Source organism: Streptococcus sp. 27098_8_70, assembly GCF_041432215.1.
GTDB lineage: Bacteria > Bacillota > Bacilli > Lactobacillales > Streptococcaceae > Streptococcus > Streptococcus oralis_CP.
This window is the reverse complement of sequence record NZ_JAPVZD010000001.1, coordinates 1,059,487-1,084,379: the sequence shown is the minus strand read 5'-3', so window position 1 is coordinate 1,084,379 and position 24,893 is coordinate 1,059,487. Positions and strand designations below refer to the sequence as shown.

The following is a 24,893-nucleotide window of genomic DNA, read 5'->3' as shown; positions in this document are numbered from 1 at the left end:
AACCAATGAAAACTACAAAAGAAAGATTAGCAACAGCTATTCACACATCTTTAAACGAAACTCTATCTTTTTATAAGACAAGTCTAACAGGCTTGACTGAGGAGCAGGTGGAGAAAAATCGTGACCTATATGGCGAAAACACCATCACCAAGGGTCAAGAAGACAGTATCCTCAAAAAGATTTACGAATCCATTATCAATCCATTTACAATTATCCTGCTGGTCATCGCTATGATTTCCATGGTGACCAATGTCTGGTTGGCGAAGCCTGGGCAAGAAGATCCGACGACCTCTATCATCATCGTCGTTCTCGTTCTAATCTCTGGTGGCATACGCTTTGTTCAAGAATTGCGGAGTGACAAGGCTGCGACCAATCTATCCAAAATGATTGTGAACACAGCCACAGTTATTCGCGAAGGCCAGAGTTTAGAGGTCGCAATTGAAGATTTGGTCGTTGGAGATATAGTCAAATTAAGTGCTGGGGATATGATTCCAGCAGACCTCCTTTTAATTGAATCACGTGATTTCTTTGTCCAACAGTCTGGTTTGACAGGTGAAAGTGACTCGGTTGAAAAACTAGCCTTGTCAAAAATGAGTCAATCAAACTTTGATAGTCTGCTAGAAGCAGAAGCGCTCGCTTTTATGGGAACCAATGTGATATCAGGAAGTGCCAAGGCTTTGATTCTAGCGGTCGGTGATGATACCATGATGGGAGAGATCGAGCAGACTCTCAATACCTATGACGAACCTACTTCATTTGAACGGGAGATGAACAGCATCTCTTGGCTCTTGATCCGTTTGATGTTGGTCATGGTTCCCATCGTGTTTCTCTCCAATGGCTTGACAGATGGCGACTGGCTGGAAGCAGGTGTGTTTGCACTGAGTGTTGGTGTTGGATTGACACCTGAGATGCTTCCTATGATCATCACGGCCAGTCTAGCAAAAGGCTCTATTATCATGGCCAAGGAAAAAGTGGTTATCAAAAAACTCAATGCCATACAGGACCTAGGTGCTATTGATATCCTATGCACAGATAAAACCGGAACCCTTACCCAAGACGAAATTGTCCTTGAATATCCTTTGGATATACATGGAGATCTGGATTTGTCTGTGTTGAGACGTGCCTATCTCAATTCCTATTTTCAAACCGGTTTGAAAAACTTGATGGACCGTGCCATTATCAGTAGAACTGAAAAAGAAGCTAAAGAACACGCTATTCTACAAAATTTGGATACTAGCTTCCAAAAAATAGATGAATTACCTTTTGATTTTGAACGCAGACGGATGAGTGTCATCGTCAAGGATGAGAACGAAGTTGTTAGTTTGGTAACCAAGGGTGCTCTAGAGGAAATGCTTGCGATTTCAACCCATGTGGAATATCAAGGTCAGATTAGCCCTCTGACGGATGATATCCGAGCGGAAATCTTAAAAGAAGTAGATCAACTTAATCAACAGGGATTGCGAGTCTTGGGAGTCGCTTATAAAACAGGCTTAAAGGAAGGTTTTGCTTACTCCGTTGAAGATGAAAAAGAGATGATTCTAACAGGATATCTTGCCTTTCTAGATCCACCAAAACCATCAGCAGCACCTGCTATCCAAGCTTTGTTAGAACACGGTGTTCAAACAAAGATCTTGACGGGTGACAATGAAAAGGTAACCCAAGCAGTTTGCGAAAAAGTTGGTTTAGACGTTGATCAAATCTTGTTGGGTTCTGATATTGATGCCATGACGGACGAAGAATTGGCCCAAGCAGTTGAGAAAGTGACTGTCTTTGCCAAACTCTCTCCGGATCAAAAAGCACGAATCATTTTACAAATCAAATCGAATGGACATTGTGTCGGCTATATGGGAGATGGGATCAATGATGCCCCTTCTATGAAAGTGGCTGATGTGGGGATTTCTGTTGATACAGCAGTAGATATTGCCAAAGAAACGGCTGATGTCATTTTGCTAGATAAGGATTTGATGGTGCTTGAAAAAGGGCTGGTTGAAGGGCGTAAGGTCTACGCTAATATGACCAAATATATCAAGATGACGGTCAGCTCTAATTTCGGGAACATTTTCTCTCTGTTAGTGTCTGGTATCTTTTTACCTTTCCTTCCTATGGCTCCGATTCACTTGATTGTGTTAAACCTCGTCTATGATCTTTCTTGCATTGCCTTGCCATTTGATAATGTGGATGAAGACTTTTTGAAACATCCTCATAAGTGGGAAGCTAAGTCTATTACTCGTTTTATGATTTGGATGGGTCCGATTTCTTCTGCCTTTGATATTTTGACCTTTATCTTGCTCTATTTTGTCATTGTCCCAATGGCGACAGGTCAAGCCTATGCTCACGGAGCAGAGTCTGCAACGGGCTTTATTATTTTGTTCCAGACAGGTTGGTTCATTGAATCCATGTGGTCCCAAACCATGGTTATCCATATGCTTCGTTCAGCAAAACTTCCTTTCTTACAAAGTCGTCCATCATGGTTTGTTCTTGGAACAACCTTGCTAGCAGCTAGTTTTGTGACCTTCCTTCCCTACTCTTCAATTGCTAGCCTGCTTCATTTAACCCCTTTGGAACCAATTTATTTCCTCTTTTTGCTTTTGATTATCGTTCTCTATATGATAAGTGTTACAGTTGTAAAACGATTGTATATCAAAAAATTTAAAAGTTGGTTATAAATTGATTTTGTCAAGAAAAAAGTACGAAAATCGCGAAAAAAGTTAATTTTTTTTAAAAATAGGTCGCAAGTCGGATGTTTTTTATGGTATAATAGACTAAACTGATAGTAACATGTAGCGAAAGGGGTAGGTACATGATCAAAATTTATACAGTCTCAAGTTGTACTAGCTGTAAAAAAGCGAAAACCTGGCTCAATGCCCACCAGTTAAGTTATAAAGAACAAAATCTCGGTAAAGAAGGAATTACAAGAGAAGAGTTATTAGATATTCTCACGAAAACAGATAATGGAATTGCCAGTATCGTTTCGTCAAAAAACCGCTACGCTAAGGCACTTGGAGTTGACATCGAGGATTTGAGTGTCAATGAAGTGCTCAACTTAATCATGGAAACACCACGGATCTTAAAGAGTCCGATTCTCGTTGACGAGAAGCGCCTACAAGTCGGCTATAAAGAAGATGATATCCGTGCCTTCTTGCCACGCTCTGTCCGTAATGTAGAAAATGCAGAAGCACGTCTACGTGCAGCTCTATAAAACATCAAGGCTGGGAGTGACTCCTGGCCTTGTTTGCTCTTTTGTTTTAAAATCATGTGAGGAATTATGAAAAAGTTACTAATTGCTAGTTTTGCTCTCGTCTTTTTGCTTGCGGGATGTGGGCAAAAAAAGGAAACCCCTGCTGCTTCTACAACAGCATCTGACCCCATCCAATCAAACCTTCCCGTTTTGGACAATGCCGAAAAAAATACGGTTGTCACCAAGACTCTGTTGATGCCGAAGTCAGAAAATGGAACGCAACAGATTCAAACAATTACCTATAAAGGTAATCAGTTTTTGACCTTGACCATCCAGCAAAAACGACCTGTCGGGGATGAACTCAAGACCTTTATCTCTGAAAATGGCCTAGAGGAGACGCAAAAAGCGCTTCTAGAAGCGGAAGAAAAGGATGAGACCATCCAAGAGGCACGCAAACTAGCAGGATTCAAACTGGAAACAAAGCTACTCAGCGAGACAGAAATCCAGACGACAACGACTTATGATTTTCAAGTATTGGATGTCAAAAAGGCATCTCAGCTGGAATATTTAAAAAATATCGGCCTTGAAAATCTCTTAAAAAACGAACCTAGCCAATATATTGCAGATAGAGTGGCAAATGGGGCGACAGAACAATAGAAAATCCAAATAAACAAACTGATTTATTTGTAGAACGTCAGGGAATGTGCTATAATAGTACTATTCTAAGGAAAGAGGGTGTTAGAATGGGATTTACTGAAGAAACTGTACGGTTTAAATTGGATGATTCCAATAAGAAAGAAATTAGCGAAACATTGACAGATGTTTATGCTTCTTTGAATGACAAGGGCTACAATCCGATTAACCAGATCGTCGGTTATGTATTGAGTGGAGACCCTGCCTACGTTCCTCGTTATAACAATGCACGAAATCAAATCCGTAAGTATGAGCGTGATGAAATTGTTGAAGAATTGGTACGCTACTACCTAAAAGGACAAGGAGTCGATCTATAATCTATGAGAATTATGGGATTGGACGTCGGTTCAAAAACAGTAGGGGTGGCTATTAGCGATCCGCTCGGTTTCACCGCTCAGGGACTTGAAATCATCCAGATTAATGAGGACCAGGGCCAGTTTGGTTTTGACCGCATCAAGGAATTGGTTGACAGCTATAAGGTAGAACGCTTTGTAGTAGGTTTGCCAAAGAACATGAACAATACCAGTGGTCCGCGAGTAGAAGCCAGTCAAGCCTATGGTGCCAAGCTAGAAGAACTCTTTGGTTTGCCAGTAGACTATCAGGATGAGCGTTTGACAACGGTCGCTGCGGAGCGTATGTTGATTGAACAAGCAGATATCAGCCGTAACAAACGCAAGAAAGTTATTGATAAGTTGGCTGCTCAGCTGATTTTGCAAAATTATTTAGATAGAAAATTTTAAGACAGAGGAGAAACTATGTCACACGATCACAACCATGACCACGAAGAACGTGAATTGATTACACTAGTAGATGAGCAAGGAAATGAAACCTTGTTTGAAATTCTTTTGACCATTGATGGGAAAGAAGAATTTGGTAAAAACTATGTTCTGCTAGTGCCAGTTAACGCAGAAGAAGATGAAAATGGTGAAGTTGAAATCCAAGCTTACTCATTCATCGAAAATGAAGACGGAACAGAAGGCGAATTGCAACCAATCCCAGAAGACTCAGAAGACGAATGGAACATGATTGAAGAAGTCTTCAACAGCTTTATGGAGGAGTGATACAGTCTGGGAGACTGTATCAGCCCAACTCCCAGAAATTGGAGAGAGTTGGAACGTCCGGGGAACGTTTTTAGCCCAGTTCCTTAAAATAAGAGAGAACTGGTTTGTTCAGTGAACATTTTTACCCTTACGCTAAAAATAAAGACCGTAAGTAAGTCCGGTGGATGTTTTTAGCCCTGCGCCAGAAATTAGAAACGCAGGAATGTCCGGTGGATGTTTTTAGCCCACGTTGAAATTCATAGTAGCTAGTGATTAGCTAACCAGGTAAGAGGTCGGGATTTTAGTCCCGACCTCGTTTTTTATTTGCAATCATACTTTGATGCGGTAGTTGATTGGACTTTTGTTAAGGAGACATGTATGTTTGAAGTAGAAGAATGGCTTCATAGTCGGATTGGTTTAAATTTTAGATCTGGACTTGGACGAATGCAACGAGCTGTGGATTTGCTGGGGAATCCTGAGAAGACTTATCCTATTATCCACGTAACAGGGACTAATGGTAAAGGGTCAACTATTGCCTTCATGAGGGAGTTGTTTGTTGCTCATGGTAAAAAAGTTGGTACTTTTACCTCTCCTCATATCGTCAGTATCCATGATCGAATCTGTATTAATGGGCAACCAATCGCAGAGGAAGATTTTGTCCGTATAGCTAACCAAGTCAAGGAGATGGAGAAAATTCTCTTAGAAACACATGATCAATTGTCTTTCTTTGAGTTGTTGACCCTGATTGCCTTGCTTTACTTTAAAGAGCAGGGAGTGGATCTAGTTCTGCTAGAAGTGGGAATTGGTGGTTTGCTTGATACCACTAATGTCGTAACAGGGGAGATTGCAGTTATTACTTCCATTGGGCTAGATCATCAGGAGACCTTGGGGGATAGTCTGGAGGAAATAGCCGAGCAGAAAGCTGGTATTTTCAAGGCTGGCAAGAAGGCAGTCATTGCTAAGCTCGCTCCAGAAGCTAAACTTGTCTGTCAAAATACAGCGAGAGAGTTAGGTGTGGATCTCTATCAAGCTGGGCGAGACTTCACCTTGACTGCTGGGGATTTTTCAAGTAGCCTAGCAAGCTTTTCACAGCTTGAAATTGGTTTGGAAGGTGCTTACCAGCAAGAAAATGCCGCCTTGGCTTTAGAAACTTTTCTTCTGTTTATGGCGTCAGGAGGTGGAAGGGTCGAAGAAGAGTTTGTCAGACGGGCTTTGAAGGAGACACATTGGGCAGGTCGATTGGAACGGATTCGTCCGCAAATCTACCTAGATGGGGCTCACAATCTGCCAGCCTTGACTCGTCTAGTAGAGTTTATCCAAGGGAAAATCCAGCAAGGTTATCAAATTCGCATTCTTTTTGGCGCCCTTAAACGCAAGGATTATCAGGGGATGCTAGGCTATCTATCTAAGCAGTTGCCTGAGGTGGAACTTAAGATAACAGGCTTTGACTACCAAGGCTCTCTGGATGAAAAGGATGTGGTAGGTTATGATTTGATTCCTTCCTATGGCGACTTTATCAGAGAATTTGAAGAACAGGCCAATGATCAGGCTTTGCTTTTCGTGACGGGATCCCTCTACTTTATCTCGGAAGTCCGAGCAAGTTTGGTAGGAAGCGACGAGATTAGTTGACCTTATAGGTTTATGTTGCTATACTGTAGGTAGGAGGTATATCTGGAAACGATTCCAGCAAAACATTGGCACAAAAGAAAGGAAATCGCTATGAAAACGAAAACATTCACACTTTCTATTGCTTCCCTAGCAATTCTTAGTCTTTTAGCAGCTTGTGGACCTAAGGCACAAGCCCCTACCCAGCAATCTGCTCAGCAATCATCTACTCAACAAGAATCATCTTCTAGCGCTACGACAAGTGCTAGTCAACCACAGGCATCCTCAAGTCAGGACACTACTGTAGCTCAACCTACTAACATTGATGGTACCTATACTGGAAAAGATGAGAATGACCAAATCACTCTTGTTGTAACAGGTAAAACTGGTACATGGACTGAGGTCGAGCCAGATGGAGATAAGGAAATCAAGCAAGTCAGCTTTGAGCCAGAAAATCAACGTGTCATTATCGGTGATGATGTCAAAATTTACACGGTTAATGGTAATCAATTGATTATCGATGATATGGACCGAGAGGCATCTGACCGAGTGGTATTAACAAAATAGGATCTCAAATCTAAATAGAAGTTTGGAATTAAGGTTTCAGCTTTACCTTCTACAACTTCAATAGTAACTGTCATAGGATTTGTGCGATATTGAAAAATATAAATAATATTGGAAAGAACTATCATTTTGGTAGTTCTTTTTAAGCCTCTTAATACCCTAGTTAAAAAAATAAGAGGGGTAGCGCTTCAGATAGTGTGGGTGTAGTTTAGAAATCTTGCAGTTCTTGGAATAGTTTGCATAGAAAAAGGTAAACGGTTGCCATCTACCCCTGAACTGAGGTATACTAGTAGAAACATGAGTTTATCAAGCAGTTAAGGAGAATGTTAGAAAAGAAAGGGGATGTATGACAGCTAGAAAAATGCAGCTACTCATGTCCAAATATGGTTTTAGTATTACCATCATGTTGGCAGAGTTGTTTATCGTCTTTGGTTTATTTCTCTATCTAGGCCAGATGGCTCCAATTGTCTGGATTATCCTAGTCGTTTTAGTGAGTTTAGCGACCATTGTATCGATTGTCAATCGGTCTATGAATCCTGAAAGTAAGGTAACATGGCTGTTAGTAGCCTTTGTACCAGTGTTTGGCCCCTTACTCTATATCATGTTTGGAGAACGCCGTTTATCTAAAAAGGAATTGAAGCAGCTAAAGCAGCTCCAATCAATGGTTGATAGAGAGGACAATAGCAGAGCTCTCCGTTTGGAGTTAAAAGAGCAAGACAAGTCGGCTTATGGCGTTATCAAATCTCTCCTCAGCATGGACACGAATGCCGATGTCTATGATCGAACGTATACACGATTTTTTGCATCTGGTGAAAGTATGTGGCAACAGATGCTAGAGGATCTCAAGAAAGCTGAGAAGTTTATCTTTCTCGAATACTATATCATCGAAGAAGGTTTGATGTGGAATAGTATTTTGGAGATTTTGGAAGAAAAGGCCGCTCAAGGTGTAGAAGTGAAGCTTCTCTATGATGATATTGGTTGTATGGCAACCTTGCCTGGAGATTACACCATCCAGCTTCGTGGTCGAGGGATTGAAGCCCACAAATTTAATAAGGTGATTCCACGTTTGACCGTTGCTTATAACAACCGTGATCACCGTAAAATCATGGTTATCGATGGTCAAATTGCCTATACAGGTGGTATCAATCTGGCTGATGAGTATATCAACTATATCGAACGCTTTGGTTATTGGAAGGATAGCGGTATTCGTCTGGATGGACCGGCAGTTAAAGCTTTTACCAGACTCTTTTTATCTGCCTGGTATATCAACCGTGGAGAGATTAGTGATTTTGACCAATACCATCTCGAAAATCAGCCCAAAGATGGGATGGGGCTCTGTATTCCCTATAGTAGTGGACCAAAACCCATATACAGAGCTCAAGTTGGAAAAACGGTCTACCAAAATCTTATCAATCAAGCTACAGATTACGTCTACATCACAACTCCCTATCTGATTGCTGACTACGATCTAACTGAAAGTATCAAAAATGCAGCTCTGAGAGGGGTAGATGTGAGAATTGTAACACCGTGTATCCCAGATAAGAAGGTTATTCAGTTAGTTACTCGAGGAGCTTATCCAGACTTGTTATCTGCAGGGGTTCGTATTTATGAGTACAGTCCGGGATTCCTTCATAGCAAGCAAATGCTTGTCGATGGAGAGGCAGCTACTGTGGGGACCATCAATTTTGACTATCGGAGCTTGCTCCACCACTATGAAAATGCCGTCTTACTTTATAGAACGCAATCTATCATCGCTATTGAAAGGGACTTCGAAGAGATTTTTAAAGTTTCTCAAGAAATTTATCCCCACACCATCAAAACAAGCTGGTATCAAAGCCTCATCAAGGAAATTGTCCAGTTGTTTGCACCTATGCTCTAACTATCCATCAAGATCTAGCCCAAGGCTGGGTCTTTTTTGTATTTTTACGAATAGATAAGTAAAGGAGAAAACCATGCTTAATCTAGAAGATGATGATTTTATCAGAGAGTATAGAAATAGTCGATTCCACCGTTTTCGTGAAATCGAACGCTTTGCGATATTGGATAAGAAATTAAGCAAATATCAATCCCAAGCTGACATTCCTGTAAGATTTTGATATACTAAAACAGATAAACTTAGAGGAGAAATTGAATGAACGTATACGGGAAAATAGATGAGAAACAAGAAGAATCTCATTACCAAGACTGGTCAGTGCCAGAGAAACGAGAAGGAGCTCCCATTCCCTTTTTTAGTATTTTGCTTTGGAGTTTAGTGGCCACAGCCATTTCGGTTGCCCTGCCTTTTATTTTTGGTTTAGTCAGTCCGCAACAAACTCAGGATCTTTATACCGGTTGGGCCTTGCATCAAAATGGTCAAATGTATACAGATTATTTTGGGACGGAGGGATTGCTCTATTATGTGCTAACCTACCTTTTTCAAGGCAGTATTCTGATTGCTTTGGTTGAGTGGTTGGCTTTGTTTGGAGCAGGTGTTTTTCTTTTTAAGGCTGCGGATACTCTTGTCGGCCAAGAAAATGAAGCGAAGCGAGTTGTCTTTATTCTATACTTGCTTGTAGCGGGCCTCGCTTTTGGTGGCGGTTATGCTCTCTTGCTAGCCCTGCCTTTCCTATTTTATTCATTGAGTATCGTTACAAATTATCTAGCTTTTCCAAAGGACGACAAAGGATTTGTACGAGTGGGGATGAGCCTTGCTCTCGCTTTCTTCTTTGCGCCAATCCCAACCGCCTTGTTTGCGGCTGTACTGGCCTTGGGGATTATCGGCTTTAATCTAGGCAAAGGTCACTTTGTTCATGGCTTATATCAGTTCTTTGCGTCAGCCCTAGGATTTTCACTCTTATTCTATCCTTTAGGCTACTATACAGTGTGGACAGGTAGTTTTGGAGATGCCATTAGCCAGACCTTGTATCCGGTAAATACTCTTAGCCTCTTTTCAAATTCGCATTTGCTTGAAAATGCAGCCTTCTACGGTTTGCTTGCTATTGGATTAGGTTCCCTTGTCTTGCTCTTTACAGGCTTGTTCCAGTCAAAACCAGCCAAGCAATATGCCCTCTCAATTGCTGCTAGCTTGGGATTGTTGGTTTCTTTGGGAATCTTGATTCTCTCCAAAGAACCTATCAACGGTACTCGTCTTGTGGTGCTAATTCCTTTCTTGGTCTTGCTCCTTCTGACAGGAATCAAGGAAGATGTTTCGGATGGAGGCGGTCGTCGTAGAAGAAGACGTGAGAAACAAACTTCTTTCCTTAAAGGAAATTTCTATCTACCACTGATTGGCCTTGCCTATCTCATTGTTCTTCCTATCCTGAGTCGCTACCTTTCACATCCGGCGACTTATCAGGAGAGAGACCGTCTTGCTAGCGTGGTCAAACAACAAACGAGTTCTGAGGATCGTGTCTATGCTTGGGATGATCGTCCTGATTTCTACCGTGCAAGTGAACGCTTGGCGCCGACTTCTCTATCAACTCCAACACTTTATACTGCAAGCGATGAAAATAAAACCAAACTGATGAATGACCTGAAAGAGAATCAACCGAAGATGATTGTGGTCAATCAAAAAGTTGCCTTGTGGTCAGATGTAGAGAGCTGGATCAGTGAAAACTATGAGCTTGTTCAGACAGATACTAGCGAGTTCAAACTATATAAATCAAAATAACAAAAAATCAATATCTTGTGGAATTTTAAAATTTTTAGGATTTTTAACACAAGATATTGATTTTTATTTTTAGAGTGGTATAATACTGAATATAAACAATTCAACAATATTTTAGAAAAGAGCATGGATATGATTGTATTAGAAGAAAAGCTTGCAACCGTTCCCACCTTGTTCGTTGAAAAACGAGATGGTAGACGTGTGGTGTTTGATGTAGACAAGATTGACAAGGCTCTCCACAAGGCGGCGGAAAAGGTTATGGACGTTACGCCTCTAGTAGAAAAACGCCTAAATGGTCTAGTTGAAAGAATCGTGACGGAAATTCACAGCCGCTTCCCTCAAGGTGTCAAGATTTACGAAATTCAAAATGTCGTAGAACATGAACTCCTTGAAGCCAAAGAGTATGCGATGGCTGAGGAGTATATCACTTATCGGACACAAAGGGATTTTGAGCGCTCAAAAGCGACAGATATAAACTTTAGTATCCATAAACTTCTCAATAAAGATCAAGCAGTTGTCAATGAAAATGCCAATAAAGACAGTGATGTCTTTAATACCCAGCGTGATTTGACAGCAGGGATTGTTGGGAAATCAATCGGGCTGCAAATGCTTCCTAAGCACGTAGCCAATGCTCATCAAAAAGGAGATATCCACTATCATGACTTGGACTACAGCCCCTACACTCCTATGACCAACTGCTGTTTGATTGATTTTAAAGGCATGTTGGAAAATGGTTTTAAGATTGGAAATGCGGAGGTAGAGAGTCCCAAGTCTATCCAGACTGCGACGGCTCAAATTTCACAAATCATCGCCAACGTTGCTTCTAGCCAGTACGGGGGCTGCTCAGCTGACCGTATTGATGAAGTCTTGGCTCCGTATGCGGAGAAGAATTACCAAAAACATCTCAAGGATGCGGAAGAGTGGGTCTTGCCTGGAAAACGGGAAGATTACGCTTGGAAGAAAACGCAAAAGGACATCTACGATGCTATGCAATCTCTTGAGTATGAAATCAACACCCTCTTCACTTCAAATGGACAAACACCTTTTACTTCGCTCGGTTTTGGTCTAGGAACTAGTCGTTTTGAACGGGAAATTCAAAAAGCTATCTTGACCATTCGTATCAAGGGGCTTGGTTCAGAACACCGCACAGCCATCTTCCCTAAACTCATCTTTACGCTTAAAAGAGGACTTAACTTAGAGGAAGGTTCACCTAACTACGACATCAAACAGTTGGCTCTTGAGTGTGCAACCAAGCGGATGTACCCAGATGTCTTGTCCTATGATAAGATTATCGAACTGACTGGTTCTTTCAAGGTTCCTATGGGTTGTCGCTCCTTCCTCCAAGGCTGGAAAGATGAAAATGGTGTTGAGGTCAATTCAGGTCGGATGAATCTAGGTGTTGTGACGGTTAATCTGCCTCGCATTGCCCTTGAGTCTGAGGGCGACATGAATAAGTTTTGGGAAATCTTCAATGAGCGTATGAACATCGCAGAAGATGCTCTGGTTTACCGTGTTGAAAGAACCAAGGAAGCAACACCAGCTAATGCCCCTATCCTCTATCAGTACGGAGCCTTCGGTCGCCGTCTCGGAAAAGAAGAAAGTGTTGACCAACTCTTTAAGAATCGCCGTGCGACAGTTTCGCTGGGCTACATCGGTTTGTACGAAGTGGCTACAGTCTTCTTTGGAAATAGCTGGGAAGGCAATCCTGAAGCCAAGGAATTCACACTGGATATCATTCGCGATATGAAACGTCGTGTGGAAGAGTGGTCTGACCAATATGGTTACCATTTCTCTATCTACTCCACACCGTCTGAAAGTCTGACAGACCGCTTCTGTCGCTTGGATACAGAGAAGTTCGGCTCTATTCCTGATATTACAGACAAGGAATACTACACCAACTCTTTCCACTATGATGTCCGTAAAAATCCCACACCGTTTGAAAAGCTGGATTTTGAAAAAGTCTACCCAGAAGCAGGTGCGTCAGGTGGTTTCATCCATTATTGTGAGTATCCAGTTCTTCAACAAAATCCTAAAGCCCTGGAAGCTGTTTGGGACTATGCCTATGACCGTGTCGGTTATCTAGGGACCAATACTCCGATTGATCGTTGCTACAAGTGTGACTTTGAAGGGGATTTTGAACCAACTGAGCGAGGATTCGCTTGTCCCAACTGTGGCAATAGCGACCCTAAAACAGTAGACGTGGTCAAACGTACGTGTGGTTATCTGGGAAATCCTCAAGCGCGTCCGATGGTTAATGGACGCCACAAGGAAATCGCTGCGCGTGTCAAACACATGAACGGTTCAACTATTAAAACAGCAGGACATGAAGTAACAAATTAGAAGGAAACGGAATGGGGAAATACCAATTAGACGATAAGGGACGCGCACAAGTGACCCGTTATCACGAGAAACACTCTAAAGGTGGAGCGGGAAAAAAAGAACGTTTGCTCAACCTCAGAGAACAGTTTTTAAACAAGAACAAGAAAAAGTGAGAGTCCGCTCTCGCTTTTCTCTTAATTGGAGGTAAAAATGATACTACGCAGACCAACATTGGCAGATAAAGAAACAGTTTTAGAGATGATGGCAGAGTTTGAACAGACTCAATCAGCCCACGATGGTGGGTTTTGGAACGCCAACAATTTTGTTTATGAAGAGTGGCTAGAAGAAAATCTTCAAGCGGAAGCGGGCCTCAATATTCCTGAAAACTGGGTTCCTGCTATCCAGCTGGTTAGTTTTGACTTAGCAGGCCAGGCTCTTGGCTTTCTCAACCTTCGTCTCCGATTAAATGACTACTTACTAGAAAATGGGGGCCATATTGGCTACTCCATTCGTCCATCTGAAAGAGGCAAGGGTTATGCCAAAGAATCCCTCCGACAAGGTCTACAAGTTGCCAAGGAGAAGAACATCAAAAAAGCACTTGTGACCTGTAGTACGGAAAATCCTGCTAGTGGGGCTGTGATTGTGGCAAATGGTGGGGTGTTTGAGGATGTTCGCAATGGTGTAGAACGTTACTGGATAGATTTGGAGTAAAAGGATGACATGGAATACACCAAAACCAGGTGAATGGAAAAGTGAGGAGCTTAGTAAAGGGCGAATCATTGATTACAAGGCTTTTAATTTTGTCGATGGAGAAGGTGTGCGAAACTCTCTCTATGTATCAGGTTGCATGTTTCACTGCGAGGGATGCTATAATGTTGCGACTTGGTCTTTCAACGCAGGCATTCCCTATACGGCAGAATTAGAAGAACAAATCATGGTAGACCTTGCCCAGCCCTATGTTCAAGGATTGACCTTGCTGGGAGGAGAACCTTTTCTTAATACAGGAATCCTCTTGCCGCTCGTTAAACGCATCCGAAAGGAATTGCCAGAAAAAGACATCTGGTCTTGGACGGGCTACACTTGGGAAGAAATGATGCTGGAGACTCCAGATAAACTGGAACTCTTATCATTGATTGACATCCTTGTCGATGGACGGTATGATAAAAGCAAGCGCAATCTCATGCTCCAGTTTCGAGGTTCCTCTAATCAACGGATTATCGATGTTCAAAAATCTCTCAAAAGTGGGCAAGTAGTGATTTGGGATAAGCTCAATGACGGAAAAGAAAGCTATGAACAGGTGAAGAGAGAATGAAGAAAAAAAGACCTGATAGAACAACTGGTTTCAGAGATTGAAACGGGAAGGGTTAGGACCCTGGGGCTTTACGGTCATGGGGCTTCAGGCAAGTCAACCTTCGCTCAGGAATTACATCAAGCCCTAGATTCCACAAAAGTAAATTTACTAGAAACAGATCCCTATATCACCTCAGAACGTCACCTGGTAGTACCAAAGCAAGCGCCAGATCAAAAGGTGACAGCTTGTCTCCCAGTGGCGCATGAATTGGCAAGTTTGCAGAGAGATATTCTCGCATTGCAGGCAAGCATGGATGTCTTAACAATCGATGAACCGTGGAAGGCTAGTGAAATCTTATCTGGAGCCAAGCCAATTCTGATTGTTGAAGGGATGTCTGTGGGCTTTCTACCCAAGGAACTTTTTGACAAAACTATCTGTTTCTACACGGATGAAGAAACAGAGTTAAAGAGGCGCTTAGCTCGAGATACGACTATGAGAAATCGCGATGCATCTTTTGTATTAGCTAGCCATCAGATGAGACGGGAGCAGTATCTGCGATACTATAGAGAAACCGAGTCTAAAGCGGACATTTTAGTAGATCAATCAGAAGATACATTCAAGGTCAAAATGACACATACTATACACATACTATATAGAAGAAAAGGTAGTTTTTTATAGATATAAATCCGTAATTTTGGAAAGATAAAAAGAGAAAACAGTTTCATCCTAAAAAAACGAAAAAAAGCTCACAAATCCCTTGCAATCGCAGGGGCTTTGTGTTATTCTACCGTGGTGCTGTAAATCACATCTTTAGCTGTGATGCAAGAGGTTGTGACCACGATTGGATACACTGCCACACAACGCGCGTCGATTTCCTATTTTTGCTTTGAGTTTGAATCCCTTTATGTCTTAGACTTGAGCACAAAAAATGTTCGTTAAAAACTTTCCAGACTATATCAATAAGAATTGGAAGGATGGTCTTGGTTGAAGCCTGCATTGTTTTTCAGCTCTGGTTGAGACCGGTAAATTGAATGTTTTGTTTGTTATAGGCACCGTTTTTTCTGGGAAAAGGGAGTTGATAGTGAATGGTGTGATATATCCTATACGCAAAGAATGCTATTTCATTTTGTTGCGTGAATTAGCCTCTTGGTAGCTAGAAAGTTTAGAGCTGAGGTTGATTGCTAGTCAGTCACCTTAGAAGTGAAAGTAAAAGGAGCGAAGGAATGTTTTTAAAAATAATCAGTAGTATCTCTACAAATAATTTCCAAGATCCAAACATGATGGAAAAAATTAGCCATCTATGGCAGGAACACCAGAAAGAAGTAGAGGAGGCATTTGCCCAAGGGCTTCCGATTTATGCAGTCTATCATGATTATGTCAGTGACTACAAGGGGGATTACAGCTTGTCGCTCTGTAGTCTATCCGATAAAGAAGACTGGGATTTTGACACTTCAGGGCAAACCTACCAAGTATTTGAGGTGGATACAAGTGATTCAAAAGGTTTCCTCCATACCTGGCAGCAAATTTGGCAGGCAGAAGAAGCAAGAGAACTGCAACGTCAGTATAGTATTGATTTTGAAAAATATGATCCAGATCAGACAGTATCTATCTTTATCGCCACCACCAAAAATGGGTAAATTGTCAAACTAAGTTTTATTTACGAAAGAGGACCAGAACATACTCTAGTAACTTAGATTAGTAAAAAAACGAAAAAAACCTAACAAATCCCTTGCAATCGCAGGGGCTTTGTGTTATTCTATTATGGTGCTGTAAATTACAGCCTTAGCTTTGATGCAAGAGGTTGCGACACGCTCGGTTGCATTGCCACGCAACGCGCGTCGGTTTTCTTGTGGAGCTAGCCTATTATCTTAAATAGACGAAAAGGAGAAAAAGATGGCAAACAAAAAAATCCGTATCCGTTTGAAAGCTTACGAACACCGTACGCTTGATACAGCGGCTGCAAAAATCGTAGAATCAGCTACTCGTACAGGTGCACAAGTTGCGGGTCCAATCCCACTTCCAACTGAGCGTAGCCTCTACACAATCATTCGTGCGACTCACAAATACAAAGACTCTCGCGAACAATTTGAAATGCGTACACACAAACGTTTGATCGATATCGTTAACCCAACTCAAAAAACAGTTGATGCTTTGATGAAATTGGATCTTCCAAGTGGTGTAAACGTAGAAATCAAACTTTAATCTAAAATATAAAAGAGCAGAGGCTAGTGTTTCAATTTAATTGAACACGGGCTAAACTCGGTGTGAAAAAGATAAACTTCCTAGTGTCTGTTAGACACTGCGTCAGTTTCCTATTTTCACTTTGAGTTTGACGCCCTTTGTATCTTAGACTTGAGCATAAAAAACGCTCGTTAAAAACTTTTTGAATAAAAAATATAGAAAAGGAACTATTTTCTCATGACAAAAGGAATCTTAGGGAAAAAAGTGGGAATGACTCAAATCTTCACTGAAGCTGGCGAATTGATCCCTGTAACAGTTATTGAAGCAACTCCAAACGTTGTTCTTCAAGTTAAAACTGTTGAAACAGACGGATACAACGCTATCCAAGTTGGTTTCGATGACAAACGCGAAGTATTGAGCAACAAACCTGCTAAAGGACATGTAGCGAAAGCTAACACGGCTCCTAAGCGCTTCATTCGTGAATTCAAAAACGTTGAAGGCTTGGAAGTTGGTGCTGAAATCACAGTTGAAACATTCGCAGCTGGAGACGTTGTTGACGTAACTGGTACTTCTAAAGGTAAAGGTTTCCAAGGTGTTATCAAACGCCACGGACAATCACGTGGACCAATGGCTCACGGTTCTCGTTACCACCGTCGTCCAGGTTCTATGGGACCTGTTGCACCTAACCGCGTATTCAAAGGTAAAAACCTTGCAGGACGTATGGGTGGCGACCGCGTAACAATTCAAAACCTTGAAGTTGTACAAGTTGTTCCAGAAAAGAACGTTATCCTTATCAAAGGTAACGTACCAGGTGCTAAGAAATCTCTTATCACTATCAAATCAGCAGTTAAAGCTGGTAAATAATAAAGAAAGGGGAAATCAGTCACAATGGCAAACGTAACATTATTTGACCAAACTGGTAAAGAAGCTGGCCAAGTTGTTCTTAACGATGCAGTATTTGGTATCGAACCAAATGAATCAGTTGTGTTTGATGTGATCATCAGCCAACGCGCAAGCCTTCGTCAAGGAACACACGCTGTTAAAAACCGCTCTGCAGTATCAGGTGGTGGACGCAAACCATGGCGTCAAAAAGGAACTGGACGTGCTCGTCAAGGTTCTATCCGCTCACCACAATGGCGTGGTGGTGGTGTTGTCTTCGGACCAACTCCACGTTCATACGGCTACAAACTTCCACAAAAAGTTCGTCGCCTAGCTCTTAAATCAGTTTACTCTGAAAAAGTTGCTGAAAACAAATTCGTAGCTGTAGACGCTCTTTCATTTACAGCTCCAAAAACTGCTGAATTTGCAAAAGTTCTTGCAGCATTGAGCATCGATTCTAAAGTTCTTGTTATCCTTGAAGAAGGAAATGAATTCGCAGCTCTTTCAGCTCGTAACCTTCCAAACGTGAAAGTTGCAACTGCTACAACTGCAAGTGTTCTTGACATCGCAAATAGCGACAAACTTCTTGTCACACAAGCAGCTATCTCTAAAATCGAGGAGGTTCTTGCATAATGAATTTGTATGATGTTATCAAAAAACCTGTTATCACTGAAAGCTCAATGGCTCAACTTGAAGCAGGAAAATATGTATTTGAAGTTGACACTCGTGCACACAAACTTTTGATCAAGCAAGCTGTTGAAGCTGCTTTCGAAGGTGTTAAAGTTGCCAACGTTAACACAATCAACGTAAAACCAAAAGCTAAACGTGTTGGACGTTACACTGGTTTTACTAACAAAACTAAAAAAGCTATCATCACACTTACAGCTGATTCTAAAGCAATCGAGTTGTTTGCTGCTGAAGCTGAATAATCTAAGGAGGAAATATCGTGGGAATTCGTGTTTATAAACCAACAACAAACGGTCGCCGTAATATGACTTCTTTGGATTTCGCTGAAATCACAACAAGCACTCCTGAAAAATCATTGCTTGTTGCTTTGAAGAGCAAGGCTGGTCGTAACAACAACGGTCGTATCACTGTTCGTCACCAAGGTGGTGGACACAAACGTTTCTACCGTTTGGTTGACTTCAAGCGTAACAAAGACAACGTTGAAGCAGTTGTTAAAACTATCGAGTACGATCCAAACCGTTCTGCAAACATCGCTCTTGTACACTACACTGACGGTGTGAAAGCATACATCATCGCTCCAAAAGGTCTTGAAGTTGGTCAACGTATCGTTTCAGGTCCTGAAGCAGATATCAAAGTCGGAAACGCTCTTCCACTTGCTAACATCCCAGTTGGTACTTTGATCCACAACATCGAGTTGAAACCAGGTCGTGGTGGAGAATTGGTACGTGCTGCTGGAGCTTCTGCTCAAGTATTGGGTCAAGAAGGTAAATACGTTCTTGTTCGTCTTCAATCAGGTGAAGTTCGTATGATTCTTGGAACTTGTCGTGCTACAGTTGGTGTTGTCGGAAACGAACAACATGGACTTGTCAACCTTGGTAAAGCAGGACGTAGCCGTTGGAAAGGTATCCGCCCAACAGTTCGTGGTTCTGTAATGAACCCTAACGATCACCCACACGGTGGTGGTGAAGGTAAAGCACCAGTTGGTCGTAAAGCGCCATCTACTCCATGGGGCAAACCTGCTCTTGGTCTTAAAACTCGTAACAAGAAAGCGAAATCTGACAAACTTATCGTTCGTCGTCGCAACGAGAAATAATTTAAAACTAGTCGCATAAGCGCTAGATAATCCGCCAGCTCGGTAGCGCTCCATGTGAGCGCAAGCCGCTGTGGTACAACATTTAAAGGAGAAAAAATAAAATGGGACGCAGTCTTAAAAAAGGACCTTTCGTCGATGAGCATTTGATGAAAAAAGTTGAAGCTCAAGCTAACGACGAAAAGAAAAAAGTTATCAAAACTTGGTCACGTCGTTCAACGATCTTCCCAAGTTTCATTGGTTACACTATCGCAGTTTATGACGGACGTAAACACGTACCTGTTTACATCCAAGAAGACATGGTAGGTCACAAACTTGGTGAATTTGCACCAACTCGTACTTACAAAGGTCACGCTGCAGACGACAAGAAAACACGTAGAAAATAAGGAGAACATAAATGGCAGAAATTACTTCAGCTAAAGCAATGGCTCGTACAGTACGTGTTTCACCTCGTAAATCACGTCTTGTTCTTGACAATATCCGTGGTAAAAGCGTAGCCGATGCTATTGCAATCTTGACATTCACTCCAAACAAAGCTGCTGAAATCATCTTGAAAGTTTTGAATTCAGCTGTAGCTAACGCTGAAAACAACTTTGGTTTGGATAAAGCTAACTTGGTAGTATCTGAAGCATTCGCAAACGAAGGACCAACTATGAAACGTTTCCGTCCACGTGCGAAAGGTTCAGCTTCACCAATCAACAAACGTACAGCTCACATCACTGTGGCTGTTGCAGAAAAATAAGGAGGTAACATCGTGGGTCAAAAAGTACATCCAATTGGTATGCGTGTCGGCATCATCCGTGATTGGGATGCCAAATGGTATGCTGAAAAAGAATACGCGGATTACCTTCATGAAGATCTTGCAATCCGTAAATTCGTTCAAAAAGAACTTGCTGACGCAGCAGTTTCAACTATCGAAATCGAACGCGCAGTAAACAAAGTTAACGTTTCACTTCACACTGCTAAACCAGGTATGGTTATCGGTAAAGGTGGTGCTAATGTTGATGCACTCCGTGCAAAACTTAACAAATTGACTGGAAAACAAGTACACATCAACATCATCGAAATCAAACAACCTGATTTGGATGCTCACCTTGTAGGTGAAGGAATTGCTCGTCAATTGGAGCAACGTGTCGCTTTCCGTCGTGCACAAAAACAAGCAATCCAACGTGCAATGCGTGCTGGAGCTAAAGGAATTAAAACTCAAGTATCAGGTCGTTTGAACGGTGCAGATATCGCCCGTGCTGAAGGATACTCTGAAGGAACTGTTCCACTTCACACACTTCGTGCAGATATCGATTACGCTTGGGAAGAAGCAGATACTACATACGGTAAACTTGGTGTTAAAGTATGGATCTACCGTGGTGAAGTTCTTCCAGCTCGTAAAAACACTAAAGGAGGTAAATAACCAATGTTAGTACCTAAACGTGTTAAACACCGTCGTGAATTCCGTGGAAAAATGCGCGGTGAAGCAAAAGGTGGAAAAGAAGTAGCATTCGGTGAATACGGTCTTCAAGCTACAACTAGCCACTGGATCACTAACCGCCAAATCGAAGCTGCTCGTATCGCCATGACTCGTTACATGAAACGTGGTGGTAAAGTTTGGATTAAAATCTTCCCACACAAATCATACACTGCTAAAGCTATCGGTGTGCGTATGGGATCTGGTAAAGGGGCGCCTGAAGGTTGGGTAGCACCAGTTAAACGTGGTAAAGTGATGTTCGAAATCGCTGGTGTATCTGAAGAGATCGCTCGCGAAGCGCTTCGTCTTGCAAGCCACAAATTGCCAGTTAAATGTAAATTCGTAAAACGTGAAGCAGAATAAGGAGAAGGCATGAAACTTAATGAAGTAAAAGAATTTGTTAAAGAACTTCGTGGTCTTTCTCAAGAAGAACTCGCGAAGCGCGAAAACGAATTGAAAAAAGAATTGTTTGAACTTCGTTTCCAAGCTGCTACTGGTCAATTGGAACAAACAGCTCGCTTGAAAGAAGTTAAAAAACAAATCGCTCGTATCAAAACAGTTCAATCTGAAGCGAAATAATAGACTAGGGAAGGAGAAATTTCAATGGAACGCAATAATCGTAAAGTTCTTGTTGGACGTGTTGTATCTGACAAAATGGACAAGACAATCACAGTTGTAGTTGAAACAAAACGTAACCACCCAGTCTATGGTAAACGTATTAACTACTCTAAGAAATACAAAGCACATGATGAAAACAATGTTGCCAAAGAAGGCGATATCGTACGTATCATGGAAACTCGTCCGCTTTCAGCTACAAAACGTTTCCGTCTTGTAGAAGTTGTTGAAGAAGCGGTCATCATCTAATCAAACCTGAAAGGAGAAAACTGAAATGATTCAAACAGAAACTCGTTTGAAAGTCGCAGACAACAGCGGTGCGCGCGAAATCTTGACTATCAAAGTTCTTGGTGGTTCAGGACGTAAATTTGCAAACATCGGTGATGTTATCGTGGCATCTGTAAAACAAGCTACTCCTGGTGGTGCGGTTAAAAAAGGTGACGTTGTAAAAGCTGTTATCGTTCGTACTAAATCAGGTGCTCGTCGTGCTGATGGTTCATACATCAAATTTGACGAAAATGCAGCAGTTATCATCCGTGAAGACAAAACTCCTCGCGGAACACGTATCTTTGGCCCAGTTGCACGTGAATTGCGTGAAGGTGGCTTCATGAAGATCGTGTCACTTGCTCCAGAAGTACTTTAATTTTTAGAAACAAACTAGTCCCCTAGCTTCAAGCTAGGGTGCCCTTATGGGCGTAAGAAAAATCAAGGAGAAACCTAATGTTTGTAAAAAAAGGCGACAAAGTTCGCGTAATCGCTGGTAAAGATAAGGGAACAGAAGCTGTTGTCCTTACTGCCCTTCCAAAAGTAAACAAAGTTATCGTTGAAGGTGTTAACATCGTTAAGAAACACCAACGTCCAACTAACGAGCTTCCTCAAGGTGGTATCATCGAAAAAGAAGCAGCTATCCACGTATCAAACGTTCAAGTATTGGACAAAAATGGTGTAGCTGGTCGTGTTGGTTACAAATTTGTAGACGGTAAAAAAGTTCGCTACAACAAAAAATCAGGCGAAGTGCTTGATTAATCACGAAGGAAAGGAGAAGTATAATGGCAAATCGTTTAAAAGAAAAATATCTTAATGAAGTAGTTCCTGCTTTGACAGAACAATTCAACTACTCATCAGTGATGGCTGTGCCTAAAGTAGATAAGATCGTTTTGAACATGGGTGTTGGTGAAGCTGTATCAAACGCCAAAAGTCTTGAAAAAGCTGCTGAAGAATTGGCACTTATCTCAGGTCAAAAACCACTTATCACTAAAGCTAAAAAATCAATCGCCGGCTTCCGTCTTCGTGAAGGTGTAGCGATCGGTGCAAAAGTTACCCTTCGTGGTGAACGTATGTACGAATTCTTGGACAAATTGGTTTCAGTTTCACTTCCACGTGTGCGTGACTTCCACGGTGTTCCAACAAAATCATTTGATGGACGCGGGAACTACACTCTTGGTGTGAAAGAACAATTGATCTTCCCAGAAATCAACTTTGATGACGTTGACAAAACTCGTGGTCTTGACATCGTTATCGTAACAACTGCTAACACTGACGAAGAGTCACGTGCATTGCTTACAGGCCTTGGAATGCCTTTTGCAAAATAATATAGGAGGTAAATCTAATGGCTAAAAAATCAATGATTGCTAAGAACAAACGTCCAGCGAAGTTCTCTACTCAAGCTTATACTCGTTGTGAAAAATGTGGTCGTCCACATTCAGTTTACCGCAAATTTAAACTTTGCCGTGTTTGCTTCCGTGAATTAGCTTACAAAGGACAAATTCCTGGTGTAACAAAAGCATCTTGGTAATTTAAGATATCAAGGGCGTCAAAACTCCAAGTGAAAATAGGAAACTTGACGAAGAAACTGAAGTTTCTAGGAAAGTTTATCTTTTTCACACAGAGTTTAGCCCGGGTTCAGTTGGACTTGCCAATTTGAACACGAGCTACAGCTTTGGCAAAAAAGACCAATTTTCTTTGGAGCATCGCTCCTGCATCAAATTGCCTATTTTTGCTCTTGCTGTTACGCTCTTTGTATCATGTATTAACTAGCAAGTGCAACTTGCAAACTACTAGTAAGAGGAGAAAAACAAAATGGTTATGACTGACCCAATCGCAGACTTCCTAACTCGTATTCGTAACGCTAACCAAGCGAAACACGAAGTACTTGAAGTACCTGCATCAAACATCAAAAAAGGGATTGCTGAAATCCTTAAACGCGAAGGTTTTGTTAAGAACGTAGAAATCATCGAAGATGACAAACAAGGCATCATCCGTGTATTCCTTAAATACGGACCAAACGGTGAAAAAGTTATCACTAACTTGAAACGTGTTTCTAAACCAGGACTTCGTGTCTACAAAAAACGTGAAGATCTTCCAAAAGTTCTTAACGGACTTGGAATTGCTATCCTTTCAACTTCTGAAGGTTTGCTTACTGATAAAGAAGCTCGCCAAAAGAATGTTGGTGGTGAGGTTATCGCTTACGTTTGGTAATATTTAGCTTCCAATTTCTTTGTGACTCTTCGTTATCGTCTCTTGCCTAACCCAAAGTTATGCCCGCGAGACGATGCCTAGATTCACTTTGAAATTGAAACCTAAATGTTCCTTTAATCGAGAAATCGATTTAACCCCGTGAAAACTGGCTGTAATGGCCTGACAATCTAACAGGAGAAAATAAACATGTCACGTATTGGTAATAAAGTTATCGTGTTGCCTGCTGGTGTTGAAATCACTAACAATGACAACGTTGTAACTGTAAAAGGACCTAAAGGAGAACTTACTCGTGAGTTCTCAAAAGATATTGAAATTCGTGTGGAAGGTACTGAAGTAACTCTTCACCGTCCAAACGATTCAAAAGAAATGAAAACTATCCACGGAACTACTCGTGCCCTTTTGAACAACATGGTAATTGGTGTATCAGAAGGATTCAAGAAAGAACTTGAAATGCGCGGGGTTGGTTACCGTGCACAACTTCAAGGTAAAAAACTTGTTTTGGCTGTTGGTAAATCTCATCCAGACGAAGTTGAAGCTCCAGAAGGAATTACTTTTGAACTTCCAAACCCAACAACAATCGTTGTTAGCGGAATTTCAAAAGAAGTAGTTGGTCAAACAGCTGCTTACGTACGTAGCCTTCGTTCACCAGAACCATATAAAGGTAAAGGTATCCGATACGTTGGTGAATTCGTTCGCCGTAAAGAAGGTAAAACAGGTAAATAATGTTGAGTGGTTGATTTTTAACCACCAACCTATTTTCCAACTTAGTGCATAGCACACGATTTAAAACTAAAGAGGTGAAAACTGTGATTTCTAAACCAGATAAAAACAAACTCCGCCAAAAACGCCACCGTCGCGTTCGCGGAAAACTCTCTGGAACTGCTGATCGCCCACGTTTGAACGTATTCCGTTCTAATACAGGCATCTACGCTCAAGTGATTGATGACGTAGCGGGTGTAACGCTCGCAAGTGCTTCAACTCTTGACAAAGAAGTTTCAAAAGGAACTAAAACTGAACAAGCCGTTACTGTCGGTAAACTCGTTGCAGAACGTGCAAACGCTAAAGGTATTTCAGAAGTGGTGTTCGACCGCGGTGGATATCTATATCACGGACGTGTGAAAGCTTTGGCTGATGCAGCTCGTGAAAACGGATTGAAATTCTAATA

Annotated in this window: 35 protein-coding genes; all 35 read left to right on the top strand. The window is 41.6% G+C overall.

Annotated features, from left to right (window positions below):
* Positions 1–5 precede the first annotated feature (5 nt).
* The 35 genes from mgtA (at position 6) to rplR (ending at position 24,891) form a co-directional block, all read left to right on the top strand.
* Positions 6–2,666: a magnesium-translocating P-type ATPase gene (gene mgtA, locus O3655_RS05105; RefSeq protein WP_308697281.1), complete on the top strand. Its 2,661-nt coding sequence runs from the start codon at positions 6–8 to the stop codon at positions 2,664–2,666.
* Between the two features lie 134 nt (positions 2,667–2,800).
* Positions 2,801–3,199 (top strand): transcriptional regulator Spx, encoded by a 399-nt coding sequence (gene spx / locus O3655_RS05100; RefSeq protein WP_000591165.1) that lies wholly within the window; start codon positions 2,801–2,803, stop codon positions 3,197–3,199.
* A 66-nt stretch (positions 3,200–3,265) separates the two neighbouring features.
* Complete coding sequence (locus O3655_RS05095; RefSeq protein WP_049520536.1) at positions 3,266–3,835, top strand: SP0191 family lipoprotein; 570 nt, start codon at positions 3,266–3,268, stop codon at positions 3,833–3,835.
* Positions 3,836–3,921: 86 nt separating this feature from the next.
* Positions 3,922–4,188, top strand: a complete 267-nt coding sequence (locus O3655_RS05090; RefSeq protein ID WP_000507059.1) for an IreB family regulatory phosphoprotein — start codon at positions 3,922–3,924, stop codon at positions 4,186–4,188.
* Positions 4,189–4,191: 3 nt separating this feature from the next.
* Positions 4,192–4,611 carry a Holliday junction resolvase RuvX gene (gene ruvX / locus O3655_RS05085; protein ID WP_002876031.1) on the top strand — a complete coding sequence of 140 codons (420 nt, stop codon included), beginning with the start codon at positions 4,192–4,194 and terminating at the stop codon, positions 4,609–4,611.
* Positions 4,612–4,626: 15 nt separating this feature from the next.
* On the top strand, positions 4,627–4,932 hold the full coding sequence (locus O3655_RS05080) for a DUF1292 domain-containing protein (protein ID WP_000017624.1): 306 nt from the start codon (positions 4,627–4,629) through the stop codon (positions 4,930–4,932).
* A 357-nt stretch (positions 4,933–5,289) separates the two neighbouring features.
* The gene (locus O3655_RS05075) at positions 5,290–6,540 is read left to right on the top strand and encodes a folylpolyglutamate synthase/dihydrofolate synthase family protein (protein WP_371641206.1); all 1,251 of its coding nucleotides are present in this window, start codon (positions 5,290–5,292) and stop codon (positions 6,538–6,540) included.
* 90 nt (positions 6,541–6,630) lie between these two features.
* On the top strand, positions 6,631–7,083 hold the full coding sequence (locus O3655_RS05070; RefSeq protein WP_044021479.1) for an SP_0198 family lipoprotein: 453 nt from the start codon (positions 6,631–6,633) through the stop codon (positions 7,081–7,083).
* Between the two features lie 343 nt (positions 7,084–7,426).
* Positions 7,427–8,959: a cardiolipin synthase gene (cls, locus tag O3655_RS05065; protein WP_371641205.1), complete on the top strand. Its 1,533-nt coding sequence runs from the start codon at positions 7,427–7,429 to the stop codon at positions 8,957–8,959.
* 73 nt (positions 8,960–9,032) lie between these two features.
* Entirely contained in the window at positions 9,033–9,176 is a 144-nt protein-coding gene (locus O3655_RS05060; protein ID WP_371641204.1) for a hypothetical protein, read from the top strand.
* A 35-nt stretch (positions 9,177–9,211) separates the two neighbouring features.
* Complete coding sequence (locus O3655_RS05055) at positions 9,212–10,729, top strand: damage-inducible protein CinA (protein WP_371641203.1); 1,518 nt, start codon at positions 9,212–9,214, stop codon at positions 10,727–10,729.
* Between the two features lie 129 nt (positions 10,730–10,858).
* Complete coding sequence (gene nrdD / locus O3655_RS05050; RefSeq protein WP_371641202.1) at positions 10,859–13,066, top strand: anaerobic ribonucleoside-triphosphate reductase; 2,208 nt, start codon at positions 10,859–10,861, stop codon at positions 13,064–13,066.
* A gap of 11 nt (positions 13,067–13,077) precedes the next feature.
* Positions 13,078–13,218: a hypothetical protein gene (locus O3655_RS05045; protein WP_000521618.1), complete on the top strand. Its 141-nt coding sequence runs from the start codon at positions 13,078–13,080 to the stop codon at positions 13,216–13,218.
* 37 nt (positions 13,219–13,255) lie between these two features.
* Positions 13,256–13,756, top strand: a complete 501-nt coding sequence (locus O3655_RS05040; RefSeq protein WP_371641201.1) for a GNAT family N-acetyltransferase — start codon at positions 13,256–13,258, stop codon at positions 13,754–13,756.
* A 4-nt stretch (positions 13,757–13,760) separates the two neighbouring features.
* Complete coding sequence (gene nrdG, locus O3655_RS05035; protein ID WP_000220161.1) at positions 13,761–14,357, top strand: anaerobic ribonucleoside-triphosphate reductase activating protein; 597 nt, start codon at positions 13,761–13,763, stop codon at positions 14,355–14,357.
* 12 nt (positions 14,358–14,369) lie between these two features.
* Positions 14,370–15,014: a uridine kinase gene (locus O3655_RS05030; RefSeq protein WP_371641224.1), complete on the top strand. Its 645-nt coding sequence runs from the start codon at positions 14,370–14,372 to the stop codon at positions 15,012–15,014.
* 545 nt (positions 15,015–15,559) lie between these two features.
* Positions 15,560–15,973 carry an effector binding domain-containing protein gene (locus O3655_RS05025; RefSeq protein WP_061587197.1) on the top strand — a complete coding sequence of 138 codons (414 nt, stop codon included), beginning with the start codon at positions 15,560–15,562 and terminating at the stop codon, positions 15,971–15,973.
* Positions 15,974–16,229: 256 nt separating this feature from the next.
* Positions 16,230–16,538, top strand: coding sequence for a 30S ribosomal protein S10 (gene rpsJ / locus O3655_RS05020; protein ID WP_001284513.1), 309 nt, complete (start codon positions 16,230–16,232; stop codon positions 16,536–16,538).
* 216 nt (positions 16,539–16,754) lie between these two features.
* Complete coding sequence (gene rplC / locus O3655_RS05015) at positions 16,755–17,381, top strand: 50S ribosomal protein L3 (RefSeq protein WP_000160197.1); 627 nt, start codon at positions 16,755–16,757, stop codon at positions 17,379–17,381.
* A 24-nt stretch (positions 17,382–17,405) separates the two neighbouring features.
* A complete protein-coding gene (gene rplD, locus O3655_RS05010; RefSeq protein WP_000024537.1) occupies positions 17,406–18,029 on the top strand; it encodes a 50S ribosomal protein L4 in 624 nt (207 codons plus the stop codon).
* A complete protein-coding gene (locus O3655_RS05005; protein WP_001055347.1) occupies positions 18,029–18,325 on the top strand; it encodes a 50S ribosomal protein L23 in 297 nt (98 codons plus the stop codon). The genes rplD and O3655_RS05005 overlap by 1 nt, the downstream gene beginning before the upstream one ends.
* 17 nt (positions 18,326–18,342) lie before the next feature.
* Positions 18,343–19,176: a 50S ribosomal protein L2 gene (gene rplB / locus O3655_RS05000; RefSeq protein ID WP_000512910.1), complete on the top strand. Its 834-nt coding sequence runs from the start codon at positions 18,343–18,345 to the stop codon at positions 19,174–19,176.
* A 101-nt stretch (positions 19,177–19,277) separates the two neighbouring features.
* The gene (gene rpsS, locus O3655_RS04995) at positions 19,278–19,559 is read left to right on the top strand and encodes a 30S ribosomal protein S19 (protein ID WP_000533766.1); all 282 of its coding nucleotides are present in this window, start codon (positions 19,278–19,280) and stop codon (positions 19,557–19,559) included.
* An 11-nt stretch (positions 19,560–19,570) separates the two neighbouring features.
* Positions 19,571–19,915 (top strand): 50S ribosomal protein L22, encoded by a 345-nt coding sequence (gene rplV, locus O3655_RS04990; protein ID WP_000818137.1) that lies wholly within the window; start codon positions 19,571–19,573, stop codon positions 19,913–19,915.
* Between the two features lie 12 nt (positions 19,916–19,927).
* Positions 19,928–20,581 (top strand): 30S ribosomal protein S3, encoded by a 654-nt coding sequence (gene rpsC, locus O3655_RS04985; protein WP_000529936.1) that lies wholly within the window; start codon positions 19,928–19,930, stop codon positions 20,579–20,581.
* Positions 20,582–20,584: 3 nt separating this feature from the next.
* Positions 20,585–20,998, top strand: coding sequence for a 50S ribosomal protein L16 (gene rplP, locus O3655_RS04980; protein WP_000960946.1), 414 nt, complete (start codon positions 20,585–20,587; stop codon positions 20,996–20,998).
* Between the two features lie 9 nt (positions 20,999–21,007).
* Positions 21,008–21,214 (top strand): 50S ribosomal protein L29, encoded by a 207-nt coding sequence (rpmC, locus tag O3655_RS04975; protein WP_000772918.1) that lies wholly within the window; start codon positions 21,008–21,010, stop codon positions 21,212–21,214.
* A gap of 24 nt (positions 21,215–21,238) precedes the next feature.
* Entirely contained in the window at positions 21,239–21,499 is a 261-nt protein-coding gene (gene rpsQ, locus O3655_RS04970) for a 30S ribosomal protein S17 (protein WP_000440801.1), read from the top strand.
* Between the two features lie 25 nt (positions 21,500–21,524).
* Positions 21,525–21,893, top strand: coding sequence for a 50S ribosomal protein L14 (rplN, locus tag O3655_RS04965; RefSeq protein ID WP_000616545.1), 369 nt, complete (start codon positions 21,525–21,527; stop codon positions 21,891–21,893).
* Positions 21,894–21,970: 77 nt separating this feature from the next.
* Positions 21,971–22,276, top strand: coding sequence for a 50S ribosomal protein L24 (rplX, locus tag O3655_RS04960; RefSeq protein ID WP_000497691.1), 306 nt, complete (start codon positions 21,971–21,973; stop codon positions 22,274–22,276).
* Between the two features lie 23 nt (positions 22,277–22,299).
* Complete coding sequence (rplE, locus tag O3655_RS04955; RefSeq protein WP_000013542.1) at positions 22,300–22,842, top strand: 50S ribosomal protein L5; 543 nt, start codon at positions 22,300–22,302, stop codon at positions 22,840–22,842.
* A 17-nt stretch (positions 22,843–22,859) separates the two neighbouring features.
* Positions 22,860–23,045 (top strand): type Z 30S ribosomal protein S14, encoded by a 186-nt coding sequence (locus O3655_RS04950; protein WP_001085697.1) that lies wholly within the window; start codon positions 22,860–22,862, stop codon positions 23,043–23,045.
* Positions 23,046–23,329: 284 nt separating this feature from the next.
* Positions 23,330–23,728 (top strand): 30S ribosomal protein S8, encoded by a 399-nt coding sequence (rpsH, locus tag O3655_RS04945; protein WP_000245504.1) that lies wholly within the window; start codon positions 23,330–23,332, stop codon positions 23,726–23,728.
* 186 nt (positions 23,729–23,914) lie between these two features.
* On the top strand, positions 23,915–24,451 hold the full coding sequence (rplF, locus tag O3655_RS04940) for a 50S ribosomal protein L6 (RefSeq protein ID WP_000086623.1): 537 nt from the start codon (positions 23,915–23,917) through the stop codon (positions 24,449–24,451).
* Positions 24,452–24,534: 83 nt separating this feature from the next.
* Positions 24,535–24,891: a 50S ribosomal protein L18 gene (rplR, locus tag O3655_RS04935; protein ID WP_004244055.1), complete on the top strand. Its 357-nt coding sequence runs from the start codon at positions 24,535–24,537 to the stop codon at positions 24,889–24,891.
* The last annotated feature ends 2 nt before the right edge of the window (positions 24,892–24,893 follow it).